Origin of the sequence: Campylobacter sp. 10_1_50, from assembly GCF_000238755.1 — a bacterium.
GTDB classification, from domain to species: domain Bacteria; phylum Campylobacterota; class Campylobacteria; order Campylobacterales; family Campylobacteraceae; genus Campylobacter_A; species Campylobacter_A concisus_R.
Genome location: NZ_JH414887.1, coordinates 808,003 through 831,072, shown reverse-complemented (window position 1 = coordinate 831,072; position 23,070 = coordinate 808,003). Strand labels below are relative to the sequence as shown.

16 protein-coding genes, 1 tRNA gene and 2 pseudogenes are annotated in these 23,070 nt (G+C 36.2%); 9 read left to right on the top strand and 10 right to left on the bottom strand.

Features of this window, described 5'->3' with window-relative positions; genetic code table 11:
• Positions 1-46: 46 nt before the first annotated feature.
• The gene (locus tag HMPREF1019_RS04180) at positions 47-1,525 is read right to left on the bottom strand and encodes a DUF2779 domain-containing protein (RefSeq protein WP_009294410.1); all 1,479 of its coding nucleotides are present in this window, start codon (positions 1,523-1,525) and stop codon (positions 47-49) included.
• Positions 1,526-2,244: 719 nt separating this feature from the next.
• Between HMPREF1019_RS04180 and HMPREF1019_RS04170 the strand changes: the two genes are divergently transcribed.
• The 3 genes and pseudogenes from HMPREF1019_RS04170 to HMPREF1019_RS10295 form a co-directional block, all read left to right on the top strand.
• Positions 2,245-3,444, top strand: a complete 1,200-nt coding sequence (locus HMPREF1019_RS04170; RefSeq protein WP_009294408.1) for an ATP-binding protein — start codon at positions 2,245-2,247, stop codon at positions 3,442-3,444.
• Positions 3,445-3,453: 9 nt separating this feature from the next.
• The gene (locus HMPREF1019_RS04165) at positions 3,454-7,248 is read left to right on the top strand and encodes an ATP-binding protein (protein ID WP_009294407.1); all 3,795 of its coding nucleotides are present in this window, start codon (positions 3,454-3,456) and stop codon (positions 7,246-7,248) included.
• A gap of 102 nt (positions 7,249-7,350) precedes the next feature.
• Positions 7,351-7,517 (top strand): annotated as a pseudogene (locus HMPREF1019_RS10295) (AAA family ATPase); the annotation flags it as partial.
• Positions 7,518-7,725: 208 nt separating this feature from the next.
• On the opposite strand, the gene HMPREF1019_RS04160 reads toward HMPREF1019_RS10295, so the two are convergent.
• From HMPREF1019_RS04160 to yedE, 7 genes are all read right to left on the bottom strand, one after another.
• Positions 7,726-10,176: a hypothetical protein gene (locus HMPREF1019_RS04160; protein ID WP_009294406.1), complete on the bottom strand. Its 2,451-nt coding sequence runs from the start codon at positions 10,174-10,176 to the stop codon at positions 7,726-7,728.
• The gene (locus tag HMPREF1019_RS04155; protein WP_009294405.1) at positions 10,166-10,528 is read right to left on the bottom strand and encodes a plasmid mobilization relaxosome protein MobC; all 363 of its coding nucleotides are present in this window, start codon (positions 10,526-10,528) and stop codon (positions 10,166-10,168) included. Before HMPREF1019_RS04155 ends, HMPREF1019_RS04160 begins: the two co-directional genes overlap by 11 nt.
• Positions 10,529-10,689: 161 nt before the next feature.
• Complete coding sequence (locus HMPREF1019_RS04150; RefSeq protein WP_009294404.1) at positions 10,690-11,235, bottom strand: hypothetical protein; 546 nt, start codon at positions 11,233-11,235, stop codon at positions 10,690-10,692.
• Complete coding sequence (locus tag HMPREF1019_RS04145; RefSeq protein WP_009294403.1) at positions 11,213-11,518, bottom strand: hypothetical protein; 306 nt, start codon at positions 11,516-11,518, stop codon at positions 11,213-11,215. Before HMPREF1019_RS04145 ends, HMPREF1019_RS04150 begins: the two co-directional genes overlap by 23 nt.
• Before the next feature lie 643 nt (positions 11,519-12,161).
• Complete coding sequence (locus tag HMPREF1019_RS04140) at positions 12,162-12,863, bottom strand: IS1595-like element ISCamsp1 family transposase (protein WP_009294402.1); 702 nt, start codon at positions 12,861-12,863, stop codon at positions 12,162-12,164.
• Positions 12,864-13,312: 449 nt separating this feature from the next.
• A tRNA-Met gene (locus HMPREF1019_RS04135) sits at positions 13,313-13,389 on the bottom strand.
• 116 nt (positions 13,390-13,505) lie between these two features.
• On the bottom strand, positions 13,506-14,564 hold the full coding sequence (gene yedE, locus HMPREF1019_RS04130) for a YedE family putative selenium transporter (protein WP_009294401.1): 1,059 nt from the start codon (positions 14,562-14,564) through the stop codon (positions 13,506-13,508).
• A 136-nt stretch (positions 14,565-14,700) separates the two neighbouring features.
• Here yedE and HMPREF1019_RS04125 point away from each other — a divergent pair, with 136 nt between their 5' ends.
• On the top strand, positions 14,701-15,900 hold the full coding sequence (locus HMPREF1019_RS04125; RefSeq protein WP_009294400.1) for a molybdopterin molybdotransferase MoeA: 1,200 nt from the start codon (positions 14,701-14,703) through the stop codon (positions 15,898-15,900).
• Between the two features lie 50 nt (positions 15,901-15,950).
• Here HMPREF1019_RS04125 and HMPREF1019_RS04120 read toward each other — a convergent pair.
• Positions 15,951-17,013 (bottom strand): annotated as a pseudogene (locus tag HMPREF1019_RS04120) (TRAP transporter substrate-binding protein).
• 92 nt (positions 17,014-17,105) lie between these two features.
• Here HMPREF1019_RS04120 and pyk point away from each other — a divergent pair.
• Genes pyk through HMPREF1019_RS04105 form a run of 3 tightly spaced genes read left to right on the top strand, consistent with a single transcriptional unit; the run spans position 17,106 to position 19,434 of the window.
• On the top strand, positions 17,106-18,569 hold the full coding sequence (gene pyk, locus HMPREF1019_RS04115; protein WP_009294398.1) for a pyruvate kinase: 1,464 nt from the start codon (positions 17,106-17,108) through the stop codon (positions 18,567-18,569).
• 14 nt (positions 18,570-18,583) lie between these two features.
• On the top strand, positions 18,584-18,832 hold the full coding sequence (locus HMPREF1019_RS10100) for a hypothetical protein (protein WP_009294397.1): 249 nt from the start codon (positions 18,584-18,586) through the stop codon (positions 18,830-18,832).
• A gap of 2 nt (positions 18,833-18,834) precedes the next feature.
• Positions 18,835-19,434, top strand: a complete 600-nt coding sequence (locus HMPREF1019_RS04105; protein WP_316244679.1) for an arginase family protein — start codon at positions 18,835-18,837, stop codon at positions 19,432-19,434.
• A 418-nt stretch (positions 19,435-19,852) separates the two neighbouring features.
• On the opposite strand, the gene dnaJ is transcribed toward HMPREF1019_RS04105, so the two are convergent.
• Positions 19,853-20,995: a molecular chaperone DnaJ gene (gene dnaJ / locus HMPREF1019_RS04100; RefSeq protein WP_009294395.1), complete on the bottom strand. Its 1,143-nt coding sequence runs from the start codon at positions 20,993-20,995 to the stop codon at positions 19,853-19,855.
• Positions 20,996-21,117: 122 nt separating this feature from the next.
• Between dnaJ and HMPREF1019_RS04095 the strand changes: the two genes are divergently transcribed.
• Entirely contained in the window at positions 21,118-21,789 is a 672-nt protein-coding gene (locus HMPREF1019_RS04095; RefSeq protein ID WP_009294394.1) for a response regulator transcription factor, read from the top strand.
• Positions 21,786-23,042 carry an ArsS family sensor histidine kinase gene (locus tag HMPREF1019_RS04090; protein ID WP_009294393.1) on the top strand — a complete coding sequence of 419 codons (1,257 nt, stop codon included), beginning with the start codon at positions 21,786-21,788 and terminating at the stop codon, positions 23,040-23,042. Before HMPREF1019_RS04095 ends, HMPREF1019_RS04090 begins: the two co-directional genes overlap by 4 nt.
• Positions 23,043-23,070 lie beyond the last annotated feature (28 nt).

Below are 23,070 nucleotides of genomic sequence, written 5' to 3'. Positions count from 1 at the left end.
TTAAATTTTTAAAGCATTATAACCAGCAAAGCGGACGCTTTTTTGTCTATTTTGCCACTTCGCGCAGTTTTTCTAAAACCTTAACCATCGCTAGAGTATCTAGCTTGCAGTATGCTAAAAGTGCCTTTTTATAGGCCTCACGCTCCTTGACTGGCATATACGCCATAGCCTCATAGGCCTGCATCGCTTCGCCGCCATGGTGTATCAAATTTAGATCCTTATACGCTGACTCAAACTCGGGCACTAGCGCTGGTAAGACGTACTTTATAGAGTAGCTGCCTTGCATCTTTGGGTGGTAGTAGCTTTTGCTAGCAAATGGCGCCATCAGGTCTTTTATATTGTCATGGATGGCAATAAGCTCATTTGAAATTTGCGGATAAATTTCAGCAAGACGTCTTATCACCTTTTTTTCAAAGCTCATATTATAGGCTAGCACGCAAGCATCTTGTGGGATAAATTTGATCAAATTTAGCGCTAGCTCATATCTAGGATCAGCCCCGACCTCAGCCAAAAACTCAAAATGCTCTAAATTTCCCTTGCTATCATCTTTGTGGATAGAAAACTGAAAAGGTATCTGCTCATACGGACTAAGGTCTATAAACTGCGGCACTGCTTGCTGAAATGTCTCAAAGTCAAGGTGGTAGAGTGGATAGCTAAGTGTCTCTAGAAATTCTTTGATAGCCTCTTTGTCTATGACCTGCTCCCCAGAGAGCTCAGAGCGTATTTGGATTTGCTGAGAGACATTAAATTTATCCAGCTCTTTGATATCTTCAAATTTAACTACGCCGCTTTTATAAAGCTCAAATTTCTTTTTATTTCTTAAGCTGCTAATATCAAAAATACTATACTCTGGTATGCCTCGTTGCTCGCGCCAGCAGTACTCCCAAGCGTCGCAAGTATAAGGATCTGAACACTGAGGACCGATATCAACCTCTGGCTCAGTGTCTTTGCTAAGAATTTCATCAAATTTACTTAAAATTTGAGGGATATCTGCTTGTTTTTGCTTTACTTGCTCGGTCACGTCTTCGGTATGAAAAAACTTATCAAGCTCGAGCTTCTCGCCTCTTACGTAGCTGCTATCTATGTGGATGACATTTACGGCACTCACCTTGTAGCCAAGCGAGCTAATGACGTAGTACTGGATGCTTGCATCATCGATATAGACCTCTTTTACTGAGGTGCTACTTTTTACCTCATTAATGATAAGCCCGTCCTTGCCGATGCGAAGGATATCAACCATAACAAGGATACCATCAAAGCAAAAAGTGGCCTCGTAGATCACCTTTGTGCTGTGCCCCATAAGCTCTTTTGTCCTTGCTATCTGCGAGCCAAAGTCGCCAGTATACTCTATCCTCTCGCCGCCGCTAAATAGCTCACAGGCTAGCTCGCCTACTGATGTGCCAGTGTCAAACACAGCCTGTGCGCCATCATCTGGAGCTTGCAAAACCTCTGGCCTTTTCTTTTTAAGCCACAAGCTCTTTTCGCATTGAAGACCGCGGATGTATAGGGATTTAGAAAGTGCCATTGGTTATGCCTTGAAAATTTATTTTTATATATCGTCAAAAAGATCTTTATTTTAATGTCCTTTTGTGAGATCATAGCAGCATAATAGGAATAAATTTTGTCCATTTTTTACTTTAAAATTCATCTCAAAAAGGAGTGGCGATGAAAAAGATCAGACAGATAAAAGAGTTATTTGAGGCCGGTAAAGAGAAACAAGCAAAGGATATGCTAGGTTACTTGCTAAATGACTCGACAAATCAATGCTTTGTATGCACAAGATAAATATACCGCACGATGTGTGGTAGACCTGAAAACGACATAGCTGGCGCAGCTGCTATATTTAAGCTCATTAAAAAGAGCAAAAGTGCCGAGTTATTTGGGCGAGTGTATGAACTAGAGGATGATCTTTTTTCACATATAGGCTTTCACAAATGGGCTCGCGAAGGTTTCAAAAACCTACAAAAACTGGTAACTCCCTAAATTCTAAAGGATCTAGTTAAAGAGATAAATTTTTATCAATGAGAAAAAGGTGAGGTGTGAAAAGTAATGCTTTAATATTAAGGAAATTAAATTTCAAAAAGAACCCAATAGCACTATTAGTAAGGTTGCTTTCTTCCATAAAAATGTATATAGTCATTTGCAATAAAATGTGCTTTTACTTAAAAAATAATCTTATATGTATTTTATTACACATATTTTTGTGATATAATTGTATTGTATTACATAATTTAGGAATAAGTCATGTTAGATCAACTTTTTTTAAAGAGCAATGACCTTATAAGGTTAAACAACCATAAATTTAAAAGATACTTTATAGACTCCAAGGATTTATCTCATAGACTTATCGTTATCCTTGGGCAAAGAGGAATAGGTAAAACAACTACACTAGCTCAGCTAGCTAGTAAAAACAAAGATAGTCTTTACCTAAGCCTAGATGACATAGAGATATCAAATGATATAACCTCGATCATAAGAGAGTTTGTGCTAAACGGCGGTAAATATCTATACCTAGACGAGATTCATAAAAGTAAAGATATATCGGCCGTATTAAAATTTGCCTATGATAACTTTAAAGAGTTAAACATAGTAGCCACAGGCTCATCTGCTCTTGAAGTGCTAAAAAGCTCTCATGATCTAAGCAGAAGAGCGATAGTATATAAGATGAGTGGAATGAGTTTTAGGGAGTATATAGGGCTAAGTTATGGTATAAATTTAGAAGCAGTTGAGCTTGAAAATTTACTTGCAAACCATCAGGAAATAGCTGTTAATATCAATAATGTCTTAAAGCAAAAAGATCTAGCAGTTATTAAACTTTTTAGAGAGTATCTAAAGGTGGGTTACTACCCATACTATAATGATATGCCAAATGATACTGCCTTTTATCAGACTCTAAGGCAAAGCATAGAAGCTACGATAGATAGCGATCTTTTAAGCATATATCCAAATTTAAACGGCAACACAGCAAGAAAACTAAAGATCTTAACTCATGCCATAAGCACAAACGTCCCATATCAACCAAACTACTCAAGCCTAAAATCGCTTGTTGATATAAGGGATGATAGGACGCTAAAAGAGTATCTTGCTATGCTTGATAGTGCTGGGCTAATAAGGCTTTTAATGAAAAACGAGCTAGCTATAAAAAATATGGATAAGGCAGATAAGATTTACCTTGAAAATACAAATTTAATGTATATAAACAGCCCTGATATAGGAAATGTGAGAGAGACGTTTTTTGCCAATCAGCTTGGAAATATCACTGAAATTTACTCAGGCAAAAATGGTGACTTTATGGTTGGTAATAAATTTATCTTTGAAATAGGTGGAGCCAAAAAGAGCTTTGAGCAGATAAAGGATATGCCAAATTCATATATAGCAGCAGATGATATTGAAGTAGGGGTTGGAAATAAAATTCCACTTTGGCTGTTTGGGTTTTTGTATTAGGATTTATATATGAGTAAGATAAACCAAATAGAACAAGAGTTATCTCAGATAGATGCTTCAAAATTTCATAAATTGATAAACACATATTTATCCAAGAAGTTTTCTTTTATGATTCATTCAAGTGGTACAAAAATAGGCGAAGATAAACCTATTTCAGGGACCCCAGATAGTTTTGTAGCTCTAGAAGATGGGAATTATATCTTTGTGGAATGTACAACACAAAAATCAGATATAGTGTCTAAATTTTTAAAAGATTTGGGAAAATGTTTTAATGAAGCAAAAACCGGTATTAGTATCTCTAAAATAAAGAAAATTATTCTAGCGTGTAATTGCGATATTAAGCCTAGTGAATTAGAAATTTTACAAAAGTATTGTAATTCAAAAGATAAATTATTTTTTATAGGAATTTCAAGTCTAGCAAATGACTTGTATGCAAACTATTCTAAAATAGCATATGATTTTCTTGGCGTCAGCATAGATACTATGCAAATATTAGACGAGAGCGATTTTGTTGTGGAGTATGAAAGCGGTGGCTATGCTACACCACTAAATACGGTGCTGTGTTGTAGAGATAAAGAAGTGGCTGATATAGAATTTGCTTTAAAGGATAGCCAAATAACATTTATAACAGGAAAGGCTGGAGTTGGAAAAACAAGATTAACAATAGAGGTTGCACCTAAATTTGCCAAGGAAAATGGGTATAAATTTAAGGCCATTTTTAATAGAGGTGTCAATATTTACGATGATTTGATGGCGTATTTTAAAGTCGAAGATGAGAAATTCTTAATTTTTATTGATGATGTCAACAGAATTCATCAAGCACTTGGATATTTGCTTAACTCTTTTAACAAAAAAATTACAAATTCTCAAATTAAGATAGTTGCTACAGTTAGAGACTATGCTAAGGATATTATAGAAAAAGTTCCAAGCAATATTAGTTGCTCAGTTATTGAAATACAATCTATGGACAATATCTCAGTAAGTGAAATCATTTCTAAAAATTTTAAAAATATAGATCCTATACATAACGAAAAAATTTTAGAGATTTCACAAAATAATCCAAGAATGGCTTTTATGGCTTGTAAAATAGCTCAAAATGGATCTTTTGATGCTGTAAATAATACGTATGATTTATACAAAGAGTATTTTAAAAGTGCCGACAATGATATAAATATTTTTGGTGATATTGAGATTGGAAAAATAGTTGCGATAGTAGCATTTTTTAGAGTGATTGACAGGCAAAGCGATAAACAAGTGGAAGTTATAAAACAAGCCTTTGGGGTTGATATTGTTGCTATTTGGGATAAAATAGAAAAGCTTCATAGATATGAGATATTTGATATGTATGAAAATAGTGTCACTAAAGTATCAGATCAGATACTAGCATCCTATCTTTTTTATAAGACCGTATTTGTGGATAAAAGCCTAAAAATAAGTAGTTTTATAATAAATTTTTTCCAAAACCATTCAGGCAAAATAAGAGATGTTTTAAATCAAATAGTGCCGGTTTTTGATATCAATTTAATCTTAAAAGAGCTAAAAGATCCTGTAGATAGGTTATGGATAAAATACTCAGATAAATCGTTGTTGTCGGGGCATGATAATAATCCAATAATAGAGTTTGTAGAAATTTTTTGGCATCTAAAAGAATCAGAAATACTAGAAAAGCTACATGAAGAGATACAAGACTTAGAACAAGAGCATATAGATGTAAATAGTATTGATGTTTTTAAAGATAACGATAATAGATCAGATTTAGTACTAAATATACTTTCTTTACTATCTAGACGTAATGATGAAAGCAACCTAAAGATCACAATAGAGTTAATAGTGGTCTATCTAAATAAAAAGCCAAATAAAATACATGAAGTTATTTATACTTTGGTAAAAGATTTTGGATATGAGCTTAATAGCTATAGATATGGATACAAAAAAGAAAAGATAGTTATGGATAGGCTTTGGGAACTATCAAAAAATAGCGATACTTTGCTCTTAAAAAGACTATTTATTAGGATTGCCAGTGAGATGTTAGGCACTGACTTTCAAGATGCTAGATATCATGGTAGAACATTAAACTTATATAACCATACTCTTGTTCCAACACAAGCTTTGATTAATTTTAGAAAAACTATATTTGAAAGGCTTGATGAGATTTTTAAAAATAATTGTTTTTTGGCTGACTTGGAAAAATTTATAAATACATACTATCGAAAACCTAATATTTCAAATAGCATAGAAATAATAGAGCAAGATAAAAAATATATAGTAGATTTAGTTGTAAAATACTTTAACCCAAAAATTTATAAACATTGTAGAATAGTAAGAAAATTTTTATCTTTTTTGGATAAAAATAACATTACATATGATAAAAGTATACAAACTCTATTTAAGCATAGTTGTTTTGATACAGATGATTTGTTGTGCGCAAGTCCTTATAAAAATTTTAAAGGCAACAATGTTGAACAAAACAAGGCATATATAAAAAATGAACTAGAAAAAATTTCGAATAATAATAAAACAAAAGACAGGTGGCTAAAGCTACTTAATATATGTGTAGAAATTTATAATGTGATTGATGATAGCGATACATATAGTTTTAAAAACAACTTTAGTATGTTGCTTGAAATTTTATCAAGTGATGACTCAGGGCTATTTATAGAGGTTTTAGGCGAGTATTTTAAGCTAGGCGATCCATTTTTATTATATTTAGATCGTCGTGTTCTTATAAAGATTTTGGGCAAAAATGGTGCTTTTGAGTTTATAGAAAAACAGAATTTTAAAGCAAAAGACTTTTGGAGATTTGGGATATTTGCAGCCATAGACGAAAACGATATCACTCAAACAGATGCCAAGAATTTGCTTGATTTGTATAAAAGTGCCGATATTACAAATATTCCACGATATTTTAACCATTTACAAAAGTATGAAAATATCAAAAAAGACATTACGCTAAAAATATTAAAAGTACTTTGCAATAGGGCTATCAGCAATAACAAATTTTTAATAACTATTGAGATGTTTTTCTACCAGTCTACCAGCATGTTAGATAAATATATCAAAACAGATAAAAAACTGATAGAAACAGCATATTTTATGAGACTAAAAGATAATATAAATTTTGATCATGATGCCAACATCTTAAATAAATTTCTAAACTATGATTCTGATTTCATACACAGATATATAATTAATATATTAAACGCTCTTGGCAATGGTGTTTCTAGCGCTGATATGCATACAGATTTTTCCATCCTATTTAATAGAAAAGACCATGAAGAAATATTTTTAAAAATTATAGAAACTATACATAAAATCCCTGATAAGAAATTCGTTTTTGGAAAAGGGGAATTTCTGAAATCATTTTTTATGGGATTTCATTCGCCATTATTAGATGCGCAAAAAACAATAAATGTTATAGAACAATTTATAGATAAATATTTTACGGATAAAGAAAGGATGGTGTTTATATCTAGACTTATCTGCGAGTTTAATAGCGATGAATCTGAAAATGCCGAGATTGATACCAGAGCACATCTATACGCCTATACGGTTTCAAAAAATAGTGATTACGAGTTATTTAAAAGCCTAAAATTTGAGAAAAATTTAAGAACATCCCATGGAAGCTGGGTGCCCGTAATACAAAGAGATATTGATTTTTATGAAAAACTAATGTCTGTGATGAATACGGCAAACTTATTAAAACACAGGACTTTTATTAATGAGATGATTGATGATTTAAAACGTCGTATTGATAGAGAAAAGAAATCCGATTTTATGGAAGATGAGCGATTTGATAGATATTAAATGTTAGTTTAATAATACATAATTATAAAATAAATTGATATAAATCTTTACAAATAAAGCTTCAAATCATGCCGTGCACTTACTAATTTAAATAGTAAGCATAAACAAGGCGACTTTATTGTGGATGATAAATTTACTTTTGAAATAGGCGGATCTAAAAAGAGATTCGAACAGAAAAAGATATGCCAAACTCCTATATGACTGCCGATGATATAGAAGTCGGAGTTGGAAATAAAACCCAACTATGGTTGTTTGGGCTTTTATATTAATACATACCTGATCAGATTAATTTTATTTATTTGTGCATATTAGTATTATGTTCCTAAATATTTAAGGATTAGAGACTAAAGACTAGTATGATTGACAAGAAAAGAAGAAATATATTGCCGCAAGGCTAGCAATCAAAAAGATATAGACTTTTAGCTGATACGTTTAGTTTTATAAGAGACTTTCATACCTCGCTGATGTTTGTTTTGCCTACCTCTCCAAACCATCATATCCTAACTTTACATTTTGCTCTATAGTTTTTATCTCACTTGATTGTTGTTTTGATTGCTCCACCTCAAAGTTCTTATCAAGTCCTTGACCATATAGCTCTTGCTTTGTTATTTTTATTGAGCCAAACGATATATGATCATTTGCTAGAGATATCTTATCTGTTTTATAACGCTCCTTTAGTTCATTAAAACCTTGCATATCTTGCCAATCTTTCATATAGGTTTTTATATTATAAATTAAGCATTTATAGTTAATTCTAACTATGTTTGGCAGGTATTTTTTAAAGCTTTCAGTTCTATTTATAAAAGCTAAGTAGTATCTATCTATATCTAAATGGCCATCGATAGCTTTTACGAAGCCTTCATATTCATTTTGTGTAATACCTAACTTTTTAATGAGATCATCATTTAAAAACCCAGTTTTTATCTTTCTAGCTGCTTCATCAAATTTATCTCTAATGTAGATATATGGAGTATAGTGTCTATTTTGGCTAAAAGAATAGGCTGTGTTTTCTTCTGGTAGGTATAGGTATCTGCCGCTCTTGCTAGAAAGTATTTGATGATTTTTATATTTTTTAAACACAGTGCTCTCGTCAAAGTATTCTATTAACTCTTTTATTGGAATCTTTGATGAAATAGCTTGGTAGCTTACTCTTTTAATATGCAAGTTGCTATCTTTTGGTTCATGGCTAAGCTCATATCTTCTTAGTTTTTGTAAATTTTCCTCTATGGCTTTAACATCCATATTGTTCAAATCTGTTTTTAAGCCAGCATCTTCAATAGCTCTTGTATTATCCAAAGTTTTTCCTCTAATGCTTACAAGTTCAGATCCTGGTACCGGAGTGTAGTGAAATTTACTAGGATATAGGCTTGAGTTATTTACTACCTTATATAACCCAAGCTCTCTTGTTATCTCTTTTATGTATTCATTATATTCATTTAGGCTTGGAGCCTTTGTTGTGGGTATGATGAGTTTAAATTTCTCTACTTTTGCATCTGGTGCTTGATAGGTGGTTGGGTATATGAAGCCTTTTATTCCTTTACTTTGTAGTAAATTTTGAGCATCATTTGCAGTAAATTTAGAGTTATCTATATCATATATAAGCGTAGGAGTTATGCAATCAATACCGCTAGCCTCTTCACTTTTATCTTTAAAACCTGCCACTGATATAGCTGAATAGTTTTTAAGTATTGATTTTAGATTGTATGGCTCTATTTGTATCGTTTCCCAGCTATTTAACACTTGAGTTTTTGGGTCCTTATTTGGCGCGCTAAAGTCACTACTTACACTTAATGTTATTTTTGGCTCATTTTTATTAGCTTGAAGCTCTATAAGCATTTGCTCTAGTTCATTAACTACGTGAAATAATGCTCCTTTTCTGCCATTATAGACTATCTTGCACATTAGATCAGTTAGATTATAAGTTCCTTTAAACCCATCCACTCTTACTTTATATTTGTCATTTACCATTTCAGGTTTTGCGGTGATGTTAAATTTTGCATTGATCATAGGCAAAAATTCTCTTATATCCACTGCATTAAGTCTCTTTGCCCTATCATAGTAGTCTTTTTTAAAACTCTCGTCTTCTTCTATCATTCTTAATAGATAATCAGCTGTAGAATTTTTAGCATCAGCTAGTAGCTCTTCAACACTTATGTTTTGTTCCTTTGTATTAGCTTTTGGCTCGATCACAACATCCGTTTCTATCTTCATCTGTGTATCTTTTTCTTTGCCTTTCTTAACCTTTTGTGCTGCACTTTTAAAGCTTTCATATTGCTTTTCTAGTTGATCTTCATCCATACCTAAAGGCTCTATATTATTTAGACCATACTTGTTAGATAAGATGTCATTAACCACTCTTTTAAATTTCTCTGCTGATTTAGCCATGATAGCTTTTGTTTGTTGCTTGGATGCACCTTTTGTATATATGGCTCCACCAGTTTTGACACTATGAGTAAATTTCATATTTTCAAAAGAGACTATTATATGGATGTGAGGCTCTCTTTTTAGCGGTTCGCCATTTTTATGTTTCTTGTTTAATGTTCTATTTTCTAGTGCCCCTTCTGGACGAGGAATATATGGCTCTTCTTTTATTATAGGCAGATGAGCTTCAGCATAAAAAAGTAGCTCATCTATGTCGTGATTTGGGAAAGTTAGCCTTAAAAAGTCCATTATAAACTCATCTATATTGCCACTTTCATATAGCCTGCTCCACTCCTCTGAAGTAAATGACAAGGATATATGATAGTAGTTATATTTCTTATTCTTTTTCTTGCTCTGGTGCCTTTCAGACATCTCGATAAGATCTAAATTTCCAGCCAGTGGCAATCTATCATCTTTTTCATCTCTAGTTAGCTTTGAATCTCTTTTCTTACCAGTTTTTAAATAATCAGCTACGCCTTTTTCTCCCTTTGAGATCTTAACTATCATAGTTACTCCTTATTAAGCTTAAAATTTCAGTTAGGACTGATTGAACTTTGTACAACTCTTCTTGTGTTTGCAGTATCGTTTTTAAATCTATATTGCCACTAGTCTTATAAGCTATATTTAGTCTCTTTGCTATTTGATTGATGTTGCTAAAAGGTCTAGCAAAATATGTAATGATTGTTGGATATAGCTCTTTCTTTTTTATGGATTCAGAATTTACAGTGCCATTATCAATAAGATAGGAAATAATTTCTGATCTTGACATATCTAACTCTAGAGCTATTTTAGATAGCTTATCGTATTGCTGAGAAGTGATCCTTGTGGAGAGTACCTTATCCTTGATATTTTTTGGCATATGATATCCTTTCATAAAATACGTTAAATATGTTAGCAGATGAAGCGCTTTTAACGCTTCTTATATCTCGCATTGTAGCCCTCGGCAGAGCAAGATTATACAAGGTATGAAAACGAAGTGTCATACATTGTATGTGTCTTGCTATTAGAAAATTTTGCTTACTACCAAACATTGCTGTCACCATTTTTGTTTAGCCATTTAGTAAAATCTTCACTAGCTTTTTGACTATCTTGGTTGTAGATATGGATGATAAAGCCTTTAAGGTTAGACATATCATAAAGTGCCTTATCTAGACTGCTTTGTAGTGCAGATCTGGCTTCATTTGTCTTATGGCTATCATAAAACATGTAGCCAAAAAAGAAGAGTGCTTCTATAAATACAAAGGCAATTAATGCAGATACTATCTTCTTCATCAAAGAGCTAAAAGATGAGTTGATCTTCGATATAGTTTTGTCTGCACCTTTTAGAGTATTTTTAAAGTTGTTTTGAATCTCTTCTGTCGCGTTCATAAGTTCAGCACCTCCTTGCTCTATAAGCTCTATTTTTTCTTTAAAGCTTTTATTAAAGCTATCTGCGGTTTGATTAAAAAGTTCAATATTATTTCTAATATTTTCACTAGCCTTATTGCCCATTTCGATATATTCTTGTAGAGCAATTACGGCATTTGCCGCAACTGCTGTATCGCTACTCTTGGTTATTAGTGCCATTGCTTAGCTCCTCATCTTCTTTTTTGTCTTCTTTGGGTACGAGAATATGATATGCATCAGAGGATGATTGATTGGCATTTGCTGCCTCATACTCTTTCCTCCATTTGGAAAACTCCTTATTTGATAGCTTTACGCTATAACGATTTTCGATTACTAATCTGCACTCTTTGATCGTAGCTTGTTGTGGAAACAAGGCTTCAAAGCATGCTTGTTTAATCTCTTCTTTTGTTTTATTTTTTCTAATAGCCTTTAAATCATTTAAAATTATTTTTTTATTTGGCATTTTTTCTCCTTTTTGCCATTTAAAAAATCAAGAGACAGTAATAGCTATCTCACCGAATAGACATACCTATAGTGTGCCCAATAAACTCAATATGGTTGGTACTAATGAAGTTTTTTATTTAAGTATTTTAAAAGTAGAGAACGATTACAATAAGAGTGTCACCAACTTAATGTGGGGGTTCTCTTTTAATTACTTAAATAGAACCTCTGCTTTTAACTAATTTTAATCATCTTAATCTCCTTTGGTTAAAAATATTTTATTTTTAAAAATTGTGAGCATTATAATCTTTTTTTATAGTCGAGTCAATGAATTTGATAGTAAGTAGAATAAAAAAATGATTTTATGTTTTAAAAAGCACGATATATCAAGGGGTTTTTACTTATAATTGATTGTATAGCATAAAAATACTTATAAATTACTTAATGCTCGTATTTATACGAGGAATCGAAACAAATATCTTAAAATTACAGACCAAAAGTGACTTTTTTTGAGTATAAAAATAAAAATATTATTAATAACACATACATTTTTAAATTACCAAATAAAAAATTATTACATAATCATCAATTGCGTACCAAATACTCTCCAAGCAAATTCTCAAATTTTACCCTTAGATATTTTGGATCTTTTATTTTTATAAGGCTCAAGATAAGTTAAGCGGATTCTCTCTTATCAATTTCAACAGTTTCTGATATAAGTTTTCCTGTGTAGTTTTAGTATTATATCTAAATTCACACTCCTTTAGATGAAGTAAAAAATTCTCTTTCTTGATGCCTTTAAATTTAGCTAGTCTATGTTTAGCGTATCCCCAGAAATTTTCTATGCCATTTATATGGTTTTTACCATTAGCAAATTCATTCTTAGAATGCTTTACTCTATAATGAGCTAAAGCTGCATAATCTACTAATCCATCATAAGCTTTCCAACAATCAGAGTATATAGTAGAGCTATCAAGCTCGCTATATTGCGATAGTATTGGTATTAGTTCACTAGCAGAGCAGTTCTTAACTATTTGGGTATAGACTTTGCCATCTCTTTTAAGCATACCGAACACCGGAGTTTTATTTGCTGCTCCTCTACCTCTCTTACCTCTTACTCTTTTAGCTCCGAAGTAGCTTTCGTCAATCTCTATCTCACCTGAAAACTTACTTATTTTTTCACACTCACTAGCCATTAAAATTCTGATGTTTTTTAGAATTTTGTTGATGGAAATTCTAGAAATCCCGGTTAAATTTGCTATTTTAGTAGCCTCTATATCCTCTGCAAAATACTTGAGAATTTCTCTAAATTTCTTCTGCGAAATTCGGGAACGGACTATATACTTATTTTTCATCGGCAGGATCATAGTTAAAACTCCTTTGAAAGTTTTTAACTTATCTTGAGCCTTTAATAAATGTGAGCCGGTATTTGACCACGCGCAGGATCTCGTGATGCTTATGCAGCCTATCTCTATTTTGTGTTTTATTGCTAGGAAATATGAATAAATCATAATCATCAAAAATATTTTTTAGCCCATATTCAATAGCTATAAACGCCATTTTTACTACACATCTATACTCATTTTATTTAAGTTATGGTAAAAATTTAACCCAGTAGAGTGACAGATTATATCATAGTAGATGATTCGTTAAAAAATTTTACTTGTTTTTTAAAATTTTACAAAAAACGTGTTAAAATTACTGCAAGCTTAAAAATTTGCTACATAAAATTTTGTTTTGCTACAAACATTAAGCTATATTTAATGAAAGGTAACTGCAATATAATATTGTAGAAACATCGTAGTTTAGGTATTTATGGTGTCACGGGGGAGACTTGAACTCCCGACCTCCGGCTTATGAGACCAGCGCTCTAACCAGCTGAGCTACCGTGACAACTTAAAATAAGTTTTGGATTATACAACCTAAGAACTTATTTTTAGCTAAAATTTATCTCACACAAATTTTATAGATAAAAAAGTAAATTTGACTGCAAGAGCAGTCAAATTTAGTTAAGCTTTTTTAGTGAAAAATCCAACGTAGATAGCGTAGATAAAGCCGATCACTACGGCATACGGGGCAAAAGGTGTGATGCCGGCTCCTGAGCTTGCAAGCACGAAGTTATGACTTATTGCAGCTCCAGCTCCCATGCCTAAAACAAATACAGCTGAGCTTAAATTTCCAGCTCCTATCTGCACTAGGTGTTTGCCAGGGCAGCCGTAGCTTAGGCTAAAGCAAAGACCAGCGAGCGTCATGCCTAAGAAATTCCAAAGCATATCATTGTGAGCAATAGGTTGTCCTTCAAAGCCAAATTTGTATTGATTTAGCACTAAATTTGTGATGCTTGCAAAAAGGACGATAGAGATGACGCCATAAAACATCGAGAAGTCACGCTCAAAAATTTTACTGATAGCTCCCACTGAGCAAAATTTACTTCTTTGCATAAATGCACCGATGATGATGGCACAAATAAGCGAGATAAATAAATTTGCATGCTGTGAGCCTGGACCTTTTTCTGAGCTAAATAATGCGCCATTTTCGCCAAGTTTTAGACCAAAGATAAGTGCTATCAAGAGTAAAATAGCGATGATCAGTGGCAAAAACCCGATAGCTTTTGCAGTGGTTTCATTTTCAGGTAAAATGTAGCCATTTTTCTTAAAAGCTCGTCCCACAAAGACGCCAGCAAACAAGCCAACAACGCCAGCTATAGCGGTCATATCTCCGCCTCCAAGACGCAAAAACGCCCTCCAAGGGCAGCCTAAAAATATGAGGCAGCCTATCATCGCAAACACGCCTAAGAAAAACCTAGAAAATGCCGCGCTACCAGATACTGGAGTGAAATTTCTACTCCAAAGCATGCTGGCTAGAAAGCCTCCGATGATAAGCCCTAAAATTTCAGGCCTTAGATACTGCACGACTTTGGCCTGGTGAAAGCCAAGCGCACCCATGCTATCTCGTAAAAAGCAAGCCGCGCAAACGCCCATATTTGCTGGGTTGCCAAAATGAACGAGCACTGGGCCAAGTATGCCAAGGCTCGCACCTGCGATGATGTAAAGTAGTGTTTTGTTCATGTAAATTCCTGTGTAAGGGTAAAACCAGACTGGTTTCTTAAACGACATTTTAATAATCATTAAATAAAACAAAGATTAATTTTTTGTAAAACAGAAGTGGCTAAAATATGCAAAAATTTCATAAAAAGGACAAATGATGAAAGATTTTATGAGCTATGCAGATAGCCTGAAAATTCTAAAAGATACGATAAGTGCGTGGGAGAAGGTCGAAAAAGTAGCCATCACAGATGCGCTTGATAGAAATATCGCCTACGATGTGAAAGCTGCTGAAAACTACCCAGCAAAGCCAGTTTCGGCGATGGATGGCTACGCTTTTGCCTTTAAAGATGGCCTAAACGAGCTTGAGCTCATCACCGATCTGCCAGCAGGTAGTGACAAAGGGCTACATGTGGAGGGCAGCAAATGCGTCAAAACCTTCACTGGCTCGCTAATGAGCGAAGGCACCGACACTCTTGTGCCGGTTGAAAATGTCGAGGTTAGCGGCTCAAAAATAATCATCAAAAAGAGCGTGCCAAAGGGCTTTGCCGTGCGTGAAGTAGGTGAGAGCTACAAAAAAGGCGAAATTTTAATAAAAAAAGGCACACGTCTAACTTACGCTGAGATCGCGCTTCTTGCCGAGCTTGGCGTCTTTCACGTAAGTGTCTTCATCCGTCCAAGGGTGGCGATACTAGCAACTGGTAGCGAGATAAAAGACCTTGGCGAGCCTCTTGATAGTCCAGCGCAAATTCACAGCTCAAATCACGTAGGTATCGCTATGCAGATATGCAAAATGGGCGCGGAGCCGATCCTTTGTGAGATCGTAAGAGATAAGGCCGAGCTTGTCGAAAAAGCGATCATAAATGCACTAAAATCAGCCGATATCTTGGTGACGACTGGTGGCATCAGTATGGGAGACTATGACTTTGTAAAGGGCGCTTTAAATGAAAACTTTAGCCTCATCATCGAAGGCGCTGCGATAAAACCAGGCCGCCACATCAGAGTGGCAAAATCAGGCGATAAATATATCTTTGCGCTGCCTGGATTTCCGTATTCGGCGATGGTTATGTGCGTGCTTTATGTAAGAGTGCTTATAAATACTTGGTTTAGCCAAGAAGAGCCAAAGATCACGGCGATAATGGACGAAGACTACAAAAAACGCTCGCCATTTTTGGAATTTACAGCGGTAAATTTAGAAAACAGAGATGGCAAGATCTTTGTAAATTTAAATGGCAAAAAGCTTGGTAGTTCAGCGATCGTAAATAACCTAACAAATGAAGCTGCACTGCTTATCATCCCTAAAGAGACAGAATTTATCGCAAAAGGTGAAGTGGTAGAAGTTTTAAAGATGCCTTGCTAAGGGTAAAATTAAAATTTAGAGTAAAAAGCAGGGAGAGCTCCCTGCTGTGGTTATTTCTCTTCGTTTGTTTTGATGTAAGCGTAGTCAGAAATTTTAGTCCACTCTCTTGCTTTTTTTGAGGAAAGCTCTTTGAGACTCGACGATCTCTTTAAATAGTGGATCTTTTGCGCTCTCTTCATCTAGTAGCTCGTTTGTAGCCTTTTTAAGAGCTGCTATGACCTCTGGTGGGAAAGATTTTACTTGGATGTCTGGATACTCAGCCTTCATCTTGTCCCAGTACTCTACGTTTGCGTAAAATACCTTAGTATTTACATCTCTTGCCACTTCAGCAGCAGCCGCTTCAAAGATAGCCTTTAGATCATCTGGAAGTTTTTCATACGCATTTTTGTTGAAGAAAAACTGAGTTTCGCCGTTTGGCTCTTGCCAGCCTGTGTAGTAGTATTTTGCCACTTTGTGGAAGCCAAGCGCCATATCGTAAGCTGGGCTGACCCACTCGACTGAGTCGATCGTACCCATCTCAAGTGCCATGTAAAGCTCGCCAGTTGGGATAGTGTTGATATTTGCGCCAAGTTTAGCGTAAATTTCACCGCCAAAGCCTGGAATTCTGATCTTTAAGCCTTTGATATCATCAACTGACTTGATCTCTTTTTTAAACCAGCCGCCCATTTGCATGCCAGTGTTGCCAGCTCTAAAAATTTTGATGTTATATGGGTCAAAAACTTTCGCCTCTAGCTCTTTGCCGCCGCCAAATTCATACCAAGCTGTTTGCTCGTCGGTATTCATCATAAATGGTGTTGCTGTAAAGAACATTGTCTTAGGGTCTTTGCCCTTGTAGTAGTAGCTAGCTGTGTAGCCGATGTCGTACTGACCGCTCTTTGCAAAGTCAAGCATCGCAAAAGGTGACTTGTGCTTTGACGGGTAGTCGATCCTGATCTCGATGCGGCCGTTACTCATCTTTTCGACCTTATCTTTTAGCTCTTTTGGCACGTCACCAAGCACTGGCATAGTGCTCTCCCATGAGCTTGCAAGCTTGAGCTTATAGACTTTGTCATCTCCCATGGCAGCGCAAGCAAGAGCTGCTAGGCCAAGAGATGCTAATAAAAATTTATTCATACTCTCTCCTTTAAAAATTTTGCATATTATACAAAAAATTTACATTATTAAATTGTGTTATAATCGCAAAAATCAAATTACAGGGCATAAAAATGATAAAAAAGACGAAAATTGTAGCGACTTTAGGGCCAGCAAGTGACAACGAAGAGACTATGGAGGCGATGGTTAAAGCAGGTGTTAATGTTTTTCGTTTAAATTTTAGCCACGGAACACACGAATACCACAAATCAAACATCGACAAGATAAGAAACATCGAAAAAAGACTAAACAAACGTATAGGCATCTTGCAAGATATCTGCGGTCCAAAGATCAGAGTTGGCAAGCTTAGCGAGCCATTTTACTTGCAAGCTGGCGACGAGCTTAGCATCTACGCAGAGGATATCGTGGGCGAAAAGATCGAAAAGGGCGTTTATAGAGTGAGCCTAAATCAGCCTCAAATTTTACCTATGCTAAAGGCTGGCGAGTACGTCTATCTCTACGATGGCTCGATCAGAGCAAGAGTTACAGGCGAGGGCAAAGATGTGGTAAAAACCATCATCGAAAATGACGGGATTTTAAACTCAAACAAAGGGGTAAATTTCCCAAATACCACCCTTGGTATCGAGATCATCACGCCAAAAGATAAAGAAGATATGGAATTTGGCGCAAAGCAGGGCGTAAATTTCGTTGCCATTAGCTTCGTGCAAGACGCAAATGACGTGATAAAAGCAAGAAATATCTTAAAAGAATTTGGCTCCAAAGCGGCTATCTTATCTAAGATCGAGAAATTTGACGCGGTCGAAAACATAGACGACATCATCGCAAAGAGTGATGGTATCATGGTAGCTCGTGGCGATCTTGGCATAGAAGTGCCATTTTACAGGGTGCCAACGATACAAAAGCTCATCATCAAAAAGGCAAATGCAGCCAGCAAGCCAGTCATAACAGCGACTCAGATGATGCTAAGCATGGCTGAGCATGAAACTGCCACAAGAGCGGAGATCAGCGACGTGGCAAACGCCGTGCTAGACGGCACTGATGCGGTTATGCTAAGCGAGGAGAGCGCGATCGGCAAAAACCCAGTCGCAGTCGTAGAGGCGATGAGCCAGACGATCATCCAGACGCAAAGCATCTATCCATACAATAAATTTGACGAATTTGACTTTTTTGACGAGACAGACATGGTCGCAAATAGCGCAGCTTCGCTAGCTGTTCGCATTAAAGCAAATGCAATACTCTCTATCACAGGCTCTGGCAAATCAGCCATAAAGCTAGCTAGAAACCGCACAAATATCGATATCATCGCTATCGCTCACGACGAGCAGACAGCTCACATGCTGACTCTTGCTTGGGGCGTGACGCCAGCGCTTGTGCTTGAAAAGACAAAGCTAAATGTCCTACTTGCAAATGTCATCAAAAAGGCTTATGATGCTGGATATGTCGAGCATGACAAGACCTATCTCGTCACAGCTGGCCACCCAACAGGTGTAGAGGGCAGCACAAACCTCATACGTATCATCAGACGCGATCAGCTTGATTATTACTTAGACCTTGCGAAAAACGGCGAGCAAAAGTAGATCGGAGTAAATTTATGAAAATCATAAGGCTACTCTACCCAGACTACCTAAGTGGCGGTCTGCCGATCTATCACTTCGGCGCAAATTTGCTTCAGCATATCTTGCCACAAAATGCAAATCAACCCTTGATAAAGGTAGATATAGCTCCGCCTGATGGCAAAGAAAAAGAGGTCGTGGACGGAATTTATGCTAGAGCCGATGTTATAGCTGGCGTAAAAGATGCCACCGACAAGATCTGCCAAGAAAATCCCGATAAGATCTAACGATCGGCGGCATATGTTTTGTTTCACTTGCCCCATTTGACTATCTAAAAGGCGGGTATGAAAATGCAGGTGTCATTTGGATAGACGCACATCCAGATGTCTCAATGTCAAAAGATGGCTATCCTATGACCCATGCCATGGTGTTTGGAGCGCTTTTGGGAAATGGTGACGCTGAGTTTTTGTCTATTGTGAAAAATAAGAAATTTAGAGCAGATGAGGTGCTTTACGTAGGACTGCAGGGGCTACATGACTGCCAAAAAGCCTTTTTAGACGAGGTGGGCGTGGATTATGAGGTGCAAAGTGATAAATTTATCTCAAACGAAAAAATAGAAAATTTCATAGCTAAATTTGATCAAATTCTCGTTCATTTTGATATAGATGTGCTCGATGAAAAGTTTTTTCACTCGACATATTTTGCAGACCCAGATGCTGGCGGGGACGGCTCTGGAGGCGGAAAGATGAAATTTGATCAGCTAAGTGAAATTTTATCTCTCATCTCACAAAAAGCTGACGTGGTTGGTTTTAGCATCGCCGAATATATGCCCTTTGACGCGTATAAAATGCATCAAATGTTTAACAAAGTGAAAATTTTTACTGAGTGAAGAGCAAATTTATATCTCAAGGTAAATTTAAAAATTCACTAGAGTTGCTAACTGTATGCAGTGCGAAAGCACCATTGCACGCCCTTTGAACGTGCGAGGGGTTTGGGGGATTTAAAAGGGGGATAAGGGGACGGACTTCGTGTCTGCCCTGCAGTTGCGAGCCTGCGAAGCAAAATTCAAGTCCCCTTGTCTCCATTTTGAATAAAAGAGTTTTTAAATTTAAGATCTGTATTGTTAAAAATAGAAAATTATTATTTTGCAAATTTTAAAATTCCACTCACCCCTAAGAATTGACTACTAAAATTACTCACATATAAAATTTTAAAATTTGTGTGAAATTTACTTGTAAAAATTAAGATATATAAAAATTTATTTTTAAAGAATTTGTGACGCCAAACTAAGCACCACAAATCTAAATTTATTTTTTCTTTTTGCCTTTTGGCTCGTCGCCTTTAAACCAGCTTTTTATCTTATCAAAGACGCTCTCATCGGTGCTTGACTTGCCTGAAACTATGCCAAAGCTAGCTTGAAGCTTATTTAAAAGCTCTTTTTGCTCGTCGCTTAGTTTGTCAGGCGTTTGGATAGAAATTTGAGCTACAAGTCTGCCTTTTTTGCGTGAATTTACGCCCTTGATACCCTCATTTTCGAAGATAAATTGCTGTTTATCTTTCGCACCAACTGGCAGTTTTAGCTCGGCTTCACCGCGAAGTGTTGGGATTTTTATGCTCTCGCCAAGAACAGCTTGGGTGAAAAAGACTGGAATTTCTATATAAACGTCGTCATTGTGGCGGATGAAGTGCTTGTCCTCTTTTACGTTTATACTCACGTAAAGATCGCCTTGAACGCCGTTTGCACCGATGTTGCCTTTGCCAGCGACCCTCATCCTCATGCCACTATCAACGCCCTCTGGGATCGTGATCTTGACACTTTGTTGCTGGATTTTATAAGCTTTTGCGTTGCAATCAGGACATGGTTCGCTTATCACTTCGCCAGATCCGTGGCAGTATGGGCACTCTTGAACGATATTCATAAAGCCATTTCCACGTGTGATCCTGCCGCTTCCCCCACAGTGCTGGCAAGTTTTGTTTTTGCCATCTTTACTGCCTGTTGCGTTGCATGTTGGGCAAGGTACTTTTTGATCAAATTTGATCTCTTTTTCGCAGCCAAAAACAGCTTCGTTAAACTCTAAATTTATAGGAATTTCAAGGTCGGCTGAGTATTTTTCGCTTCGTCTTTTTCTCTGTCTAGAGCCACCGCCAAAACCGCCTCCAAAAAACGAGTCAAAAATATCTGAAAGGTCAAAATCAGCGCTAAATCCACCGCTACTGCCAAATCTACCCTCAAGCCCTTCTTTGCCGTATCTGTCGTATATTGAGCGCTTTTGCTCATCGCTTAAGACCTGATAGGCTTCGTTTATCTGTTTAAATTTCTGCTCAGCCTCTTTGTCGCCAGCGTTTCTGTCTGGATGGTATTTTAAAGCGAGCTTTCTAAAGGCTTTTTTTATCTCGTCGCCACTTGCATTTCTTGAAATTTCAAGGATCTCGTAATAATCAAACTCCACATTTTTCCTTGTTTATTAAGCTTATTTTAAATGTGAGATTTTATCCAAAAAAGTTTAAATTTAAAAAAAATTTACATTTTTGCCGTATAATCTCTACTATTTTTCAATGAAAAGGATGATTTATGATTAACGTTTTAATGATAGAAGACGATCCAGAATTTGCACAAATTTTATCTGAATATCTTGATAGTTTTAATATAAAAGTGACTAACTTTGAAGACCCATATCTAGGGCTAAGCGCAGGGATAAAAAACTACGACCTGCTCATACTTGACCTTACATTACCTGGTATTGATGGTCTTGAGGTTTGCAAAGAAATTCGCCAAAAATACGACATCCCTATCATCATAAGCTCAGCTCGCAGTGACATCAGTGACAAGGTCGTTGGACTTCAGCTTGGAGCGGATGATTATTTGCCAAAACCATACGATCCAAAAGAGATGTATGCTCGTATCACAAGTCTTATAAGAAGATATAAAAAGACAAACGAAGTGCAAGAAGAGGTCGTTGATAGCGCATTTAGGATAGACGACAAGCGCCATGAAATTTACTTTAATAATGAAGCCCTTGCTCTTACACCAGCTGAGTATGAAATTTTAACCTATCTCATCAAACAGCACAGCTTTTCAGTATCAAGAGAGCAGCTAGTTTATAACTGCAAGAGCCTAAAAGATAAGGACTCAAAGAGCTTAGATGTCATCATCGGACGCCTTAGAACAAAGATCGGTGACAGCTCAAAAGCGCCAAAACATATATTTTCAGTTAGAGGCATAGGATATAAGCTTATCGGATGAAATACTCCATAACCACCAAGATAACTATCATCTTTGCCATCGCTTTCTCGCTGATGTGCTTGCTTTTTGTGACATTTGCAAACATTCAGCAAGAAAGTGCGCTTGAGAAGCTAAAAGATAAACAAATAAGCGCTATGAACTATCTTGTGGCGCTTTACGAGCGTGGCAATCCTCCAAGAGATTTAGAGCACTACTTTAAAAATTTTAACCTAGAATATGTCGGTAACAAAAATTTAGCCACCTCTGTTACTACAAGCGGAAACGCCATTTTTACGCAGCACACACCTCTTGGCATGATGCAGTCGGTTAATTACAAAGGCGATTTATATTTGCTTATCAAAAATCCATCTTTTCAGCTCTTGCTTGAGAGCAACGACGCAAGACACGTAAATGACCCGCTTTGGGTGGCATTTTTGATCATCTCGGCTCTACTCATCTCGCTTTATGTCTCGGTGCTTAGAAGCCTTTTGCCGCTTAGAAGACTTAGCAAAGATATCAGAAAATTTGCCAGCGGAAACATGGAGATGGCGATGACTGCTAGGTTAAATGAAAACGAGCAAGATGAGATCGGGCAGGTGGCGGTCGAGTTTGACAACGCCGTTTGCAAGATCAGAGAGTTAATTCGCTCAAGGCAGCTATTTTTACGTGCGATCATGCATGAGCTAAAGACGCCTATAGGCAAGGGCAGGATCGTCTCTGAGATGGTGGCAAACGACACTCAAAAGATGAGACTCATAAATGTTTTTGAGCGTCTTGAGATGCTGATAAATGAATTTAGCAAGGTCGAGCAGCTCCTTTCAAAAAGCTACGCGCTAAACTATCAAGAGTGCCATTTCTCGCTCATTTTAGAGCAGGTGCAAGATATGCTTATGCTTGATAAATTTGAGGAGCGTGTGAGCTGTGATATCAGAGATGACGTCATATTAAGAGTGGATTTTCAGCTTTTTAGCTTAGCGATTAAAAATTTGATAGACAATGCCCTAAAATACGCGGAGGATAAGAAAGCCATCTTGATCTGCGATAGCGAATTTATAGCGGTTAAAAATTTAGGCAAAAAGCTAAATCACCCGATTGATTACTACAAACAAGCCTTTGTGCGTGGTGACAAGGTGAGTGCTGGGAGTGGCATGGGGCTTGGACTTTACATCATCGAGCAAATTTGCCAGATGCAAAAATTTGAGCTTACTTACGACTACGAAGACGGCTATCACGTCTTTAAAATTTTACTTCGAGCAAAGGCAAAACGCGCATGAAAAGGGGCTTATTAAGAGTGGATTTTCA

Bases quoted from the DNA above. Each gene is read 5' to 3' on its own strand.
- HMPREF1019_RS04180 (WP_009294410.1), bottom strand. From the start codon at position 1,525: ATGGCACTTTCTAAATCCCTATACATCCGCGGTCTTCAATGCGAAAAG.
- HMPREF1019_RS04170 (WP_009294408.1), top strand. From the start codon at position 2,245: ATGTTAGATCAACTTTTTTTAAAGAGCAATGACCTTATAAGGTTAAAC.
- HMPREF1019_RS04165 (WP_009294407.1), top strand. From the start codon at position 3,454: ATGAGTAAGATAAACCAAATAGAACAAGAGTTATCTCAGATAGATGCT.
- HMPREF1019_RS04160 (WP_009294406.1), bottom strand. From the start codon at position 10,176: ATGATAGTTAAGATCTCAAAGGGAGAAAAAGGCGTAGCTGATTATTTA.
- HMPREF1019_RS04155 (WP_009294405.1), bottom strand. From the start codon at position 10,528: ATGCCAAAAAATATCAAGGATAAGGTACTCTCCACAAGGATCACTTCT.
- HMPREF1019_RS04150 (WP_009294404.1), bottom strand. From the start codon at position 11,235: ATGGCACTAATAACCAAGAGTAGCGATACAGCAGTTGCGGCAAATGCC.
- HMPREF1019_RS04145 (WP_009294403.1), bottom strand. From the start codon at position 11,518: ATGCCAAATAAAAAAATAATTTTAAATGATTTAAAGGCTATTAGAAAA.
- HMPREF1019_RS04140 (WP_009294402.1), bottom strand. From the start codon at position 12,863: ATGATCCTGCCGATGAAAAATAAGTATATAGTCCGTTCCCGAATTTCG.
- yedE (WP_009294401.1), bottom strand. From the start codon at position 14,564: ATGAACAAAACACTACTTTACATCATCGCAGGTGCGAGCCTTGGCATA.
- HMPREF1019_RS04125 (WP_009294400.1), top strand. From the start codon at position 14,701: ATGAAAGATTTTATGAGCTATGCAGATAGCCTGAAAATTCTAAAAGAT.
- pyk (WP_009294398.1), top strand. From the start codon at position 17,106: ATGATAAAAAAGACGAAAATTGTAGCGACTTTAGGGCCAGCAAGTGAC.
- HMPREF1019_RS10100 (WP_009294397.1), top strand. From the start codon at position 18,584: ATGAAAATCATAAGGCTACTCTACCCAGACTACCTAAGTGGCGGTCTG.
- HMPREF1019_RS04095 (WP_009294394.1), top strand. From the start codon at position 21,118: ATGATTAACGTTTTAATGATAGAAGACGATCCAGAATTTGCACAAATT.
- HMPREF1019_RS04090 (WP_009294393.1), top strand. From the start codon at position 21,786: ATGAAATACTCCATAACCACCAAGATAACTATCATCTTTGCCATCGCT.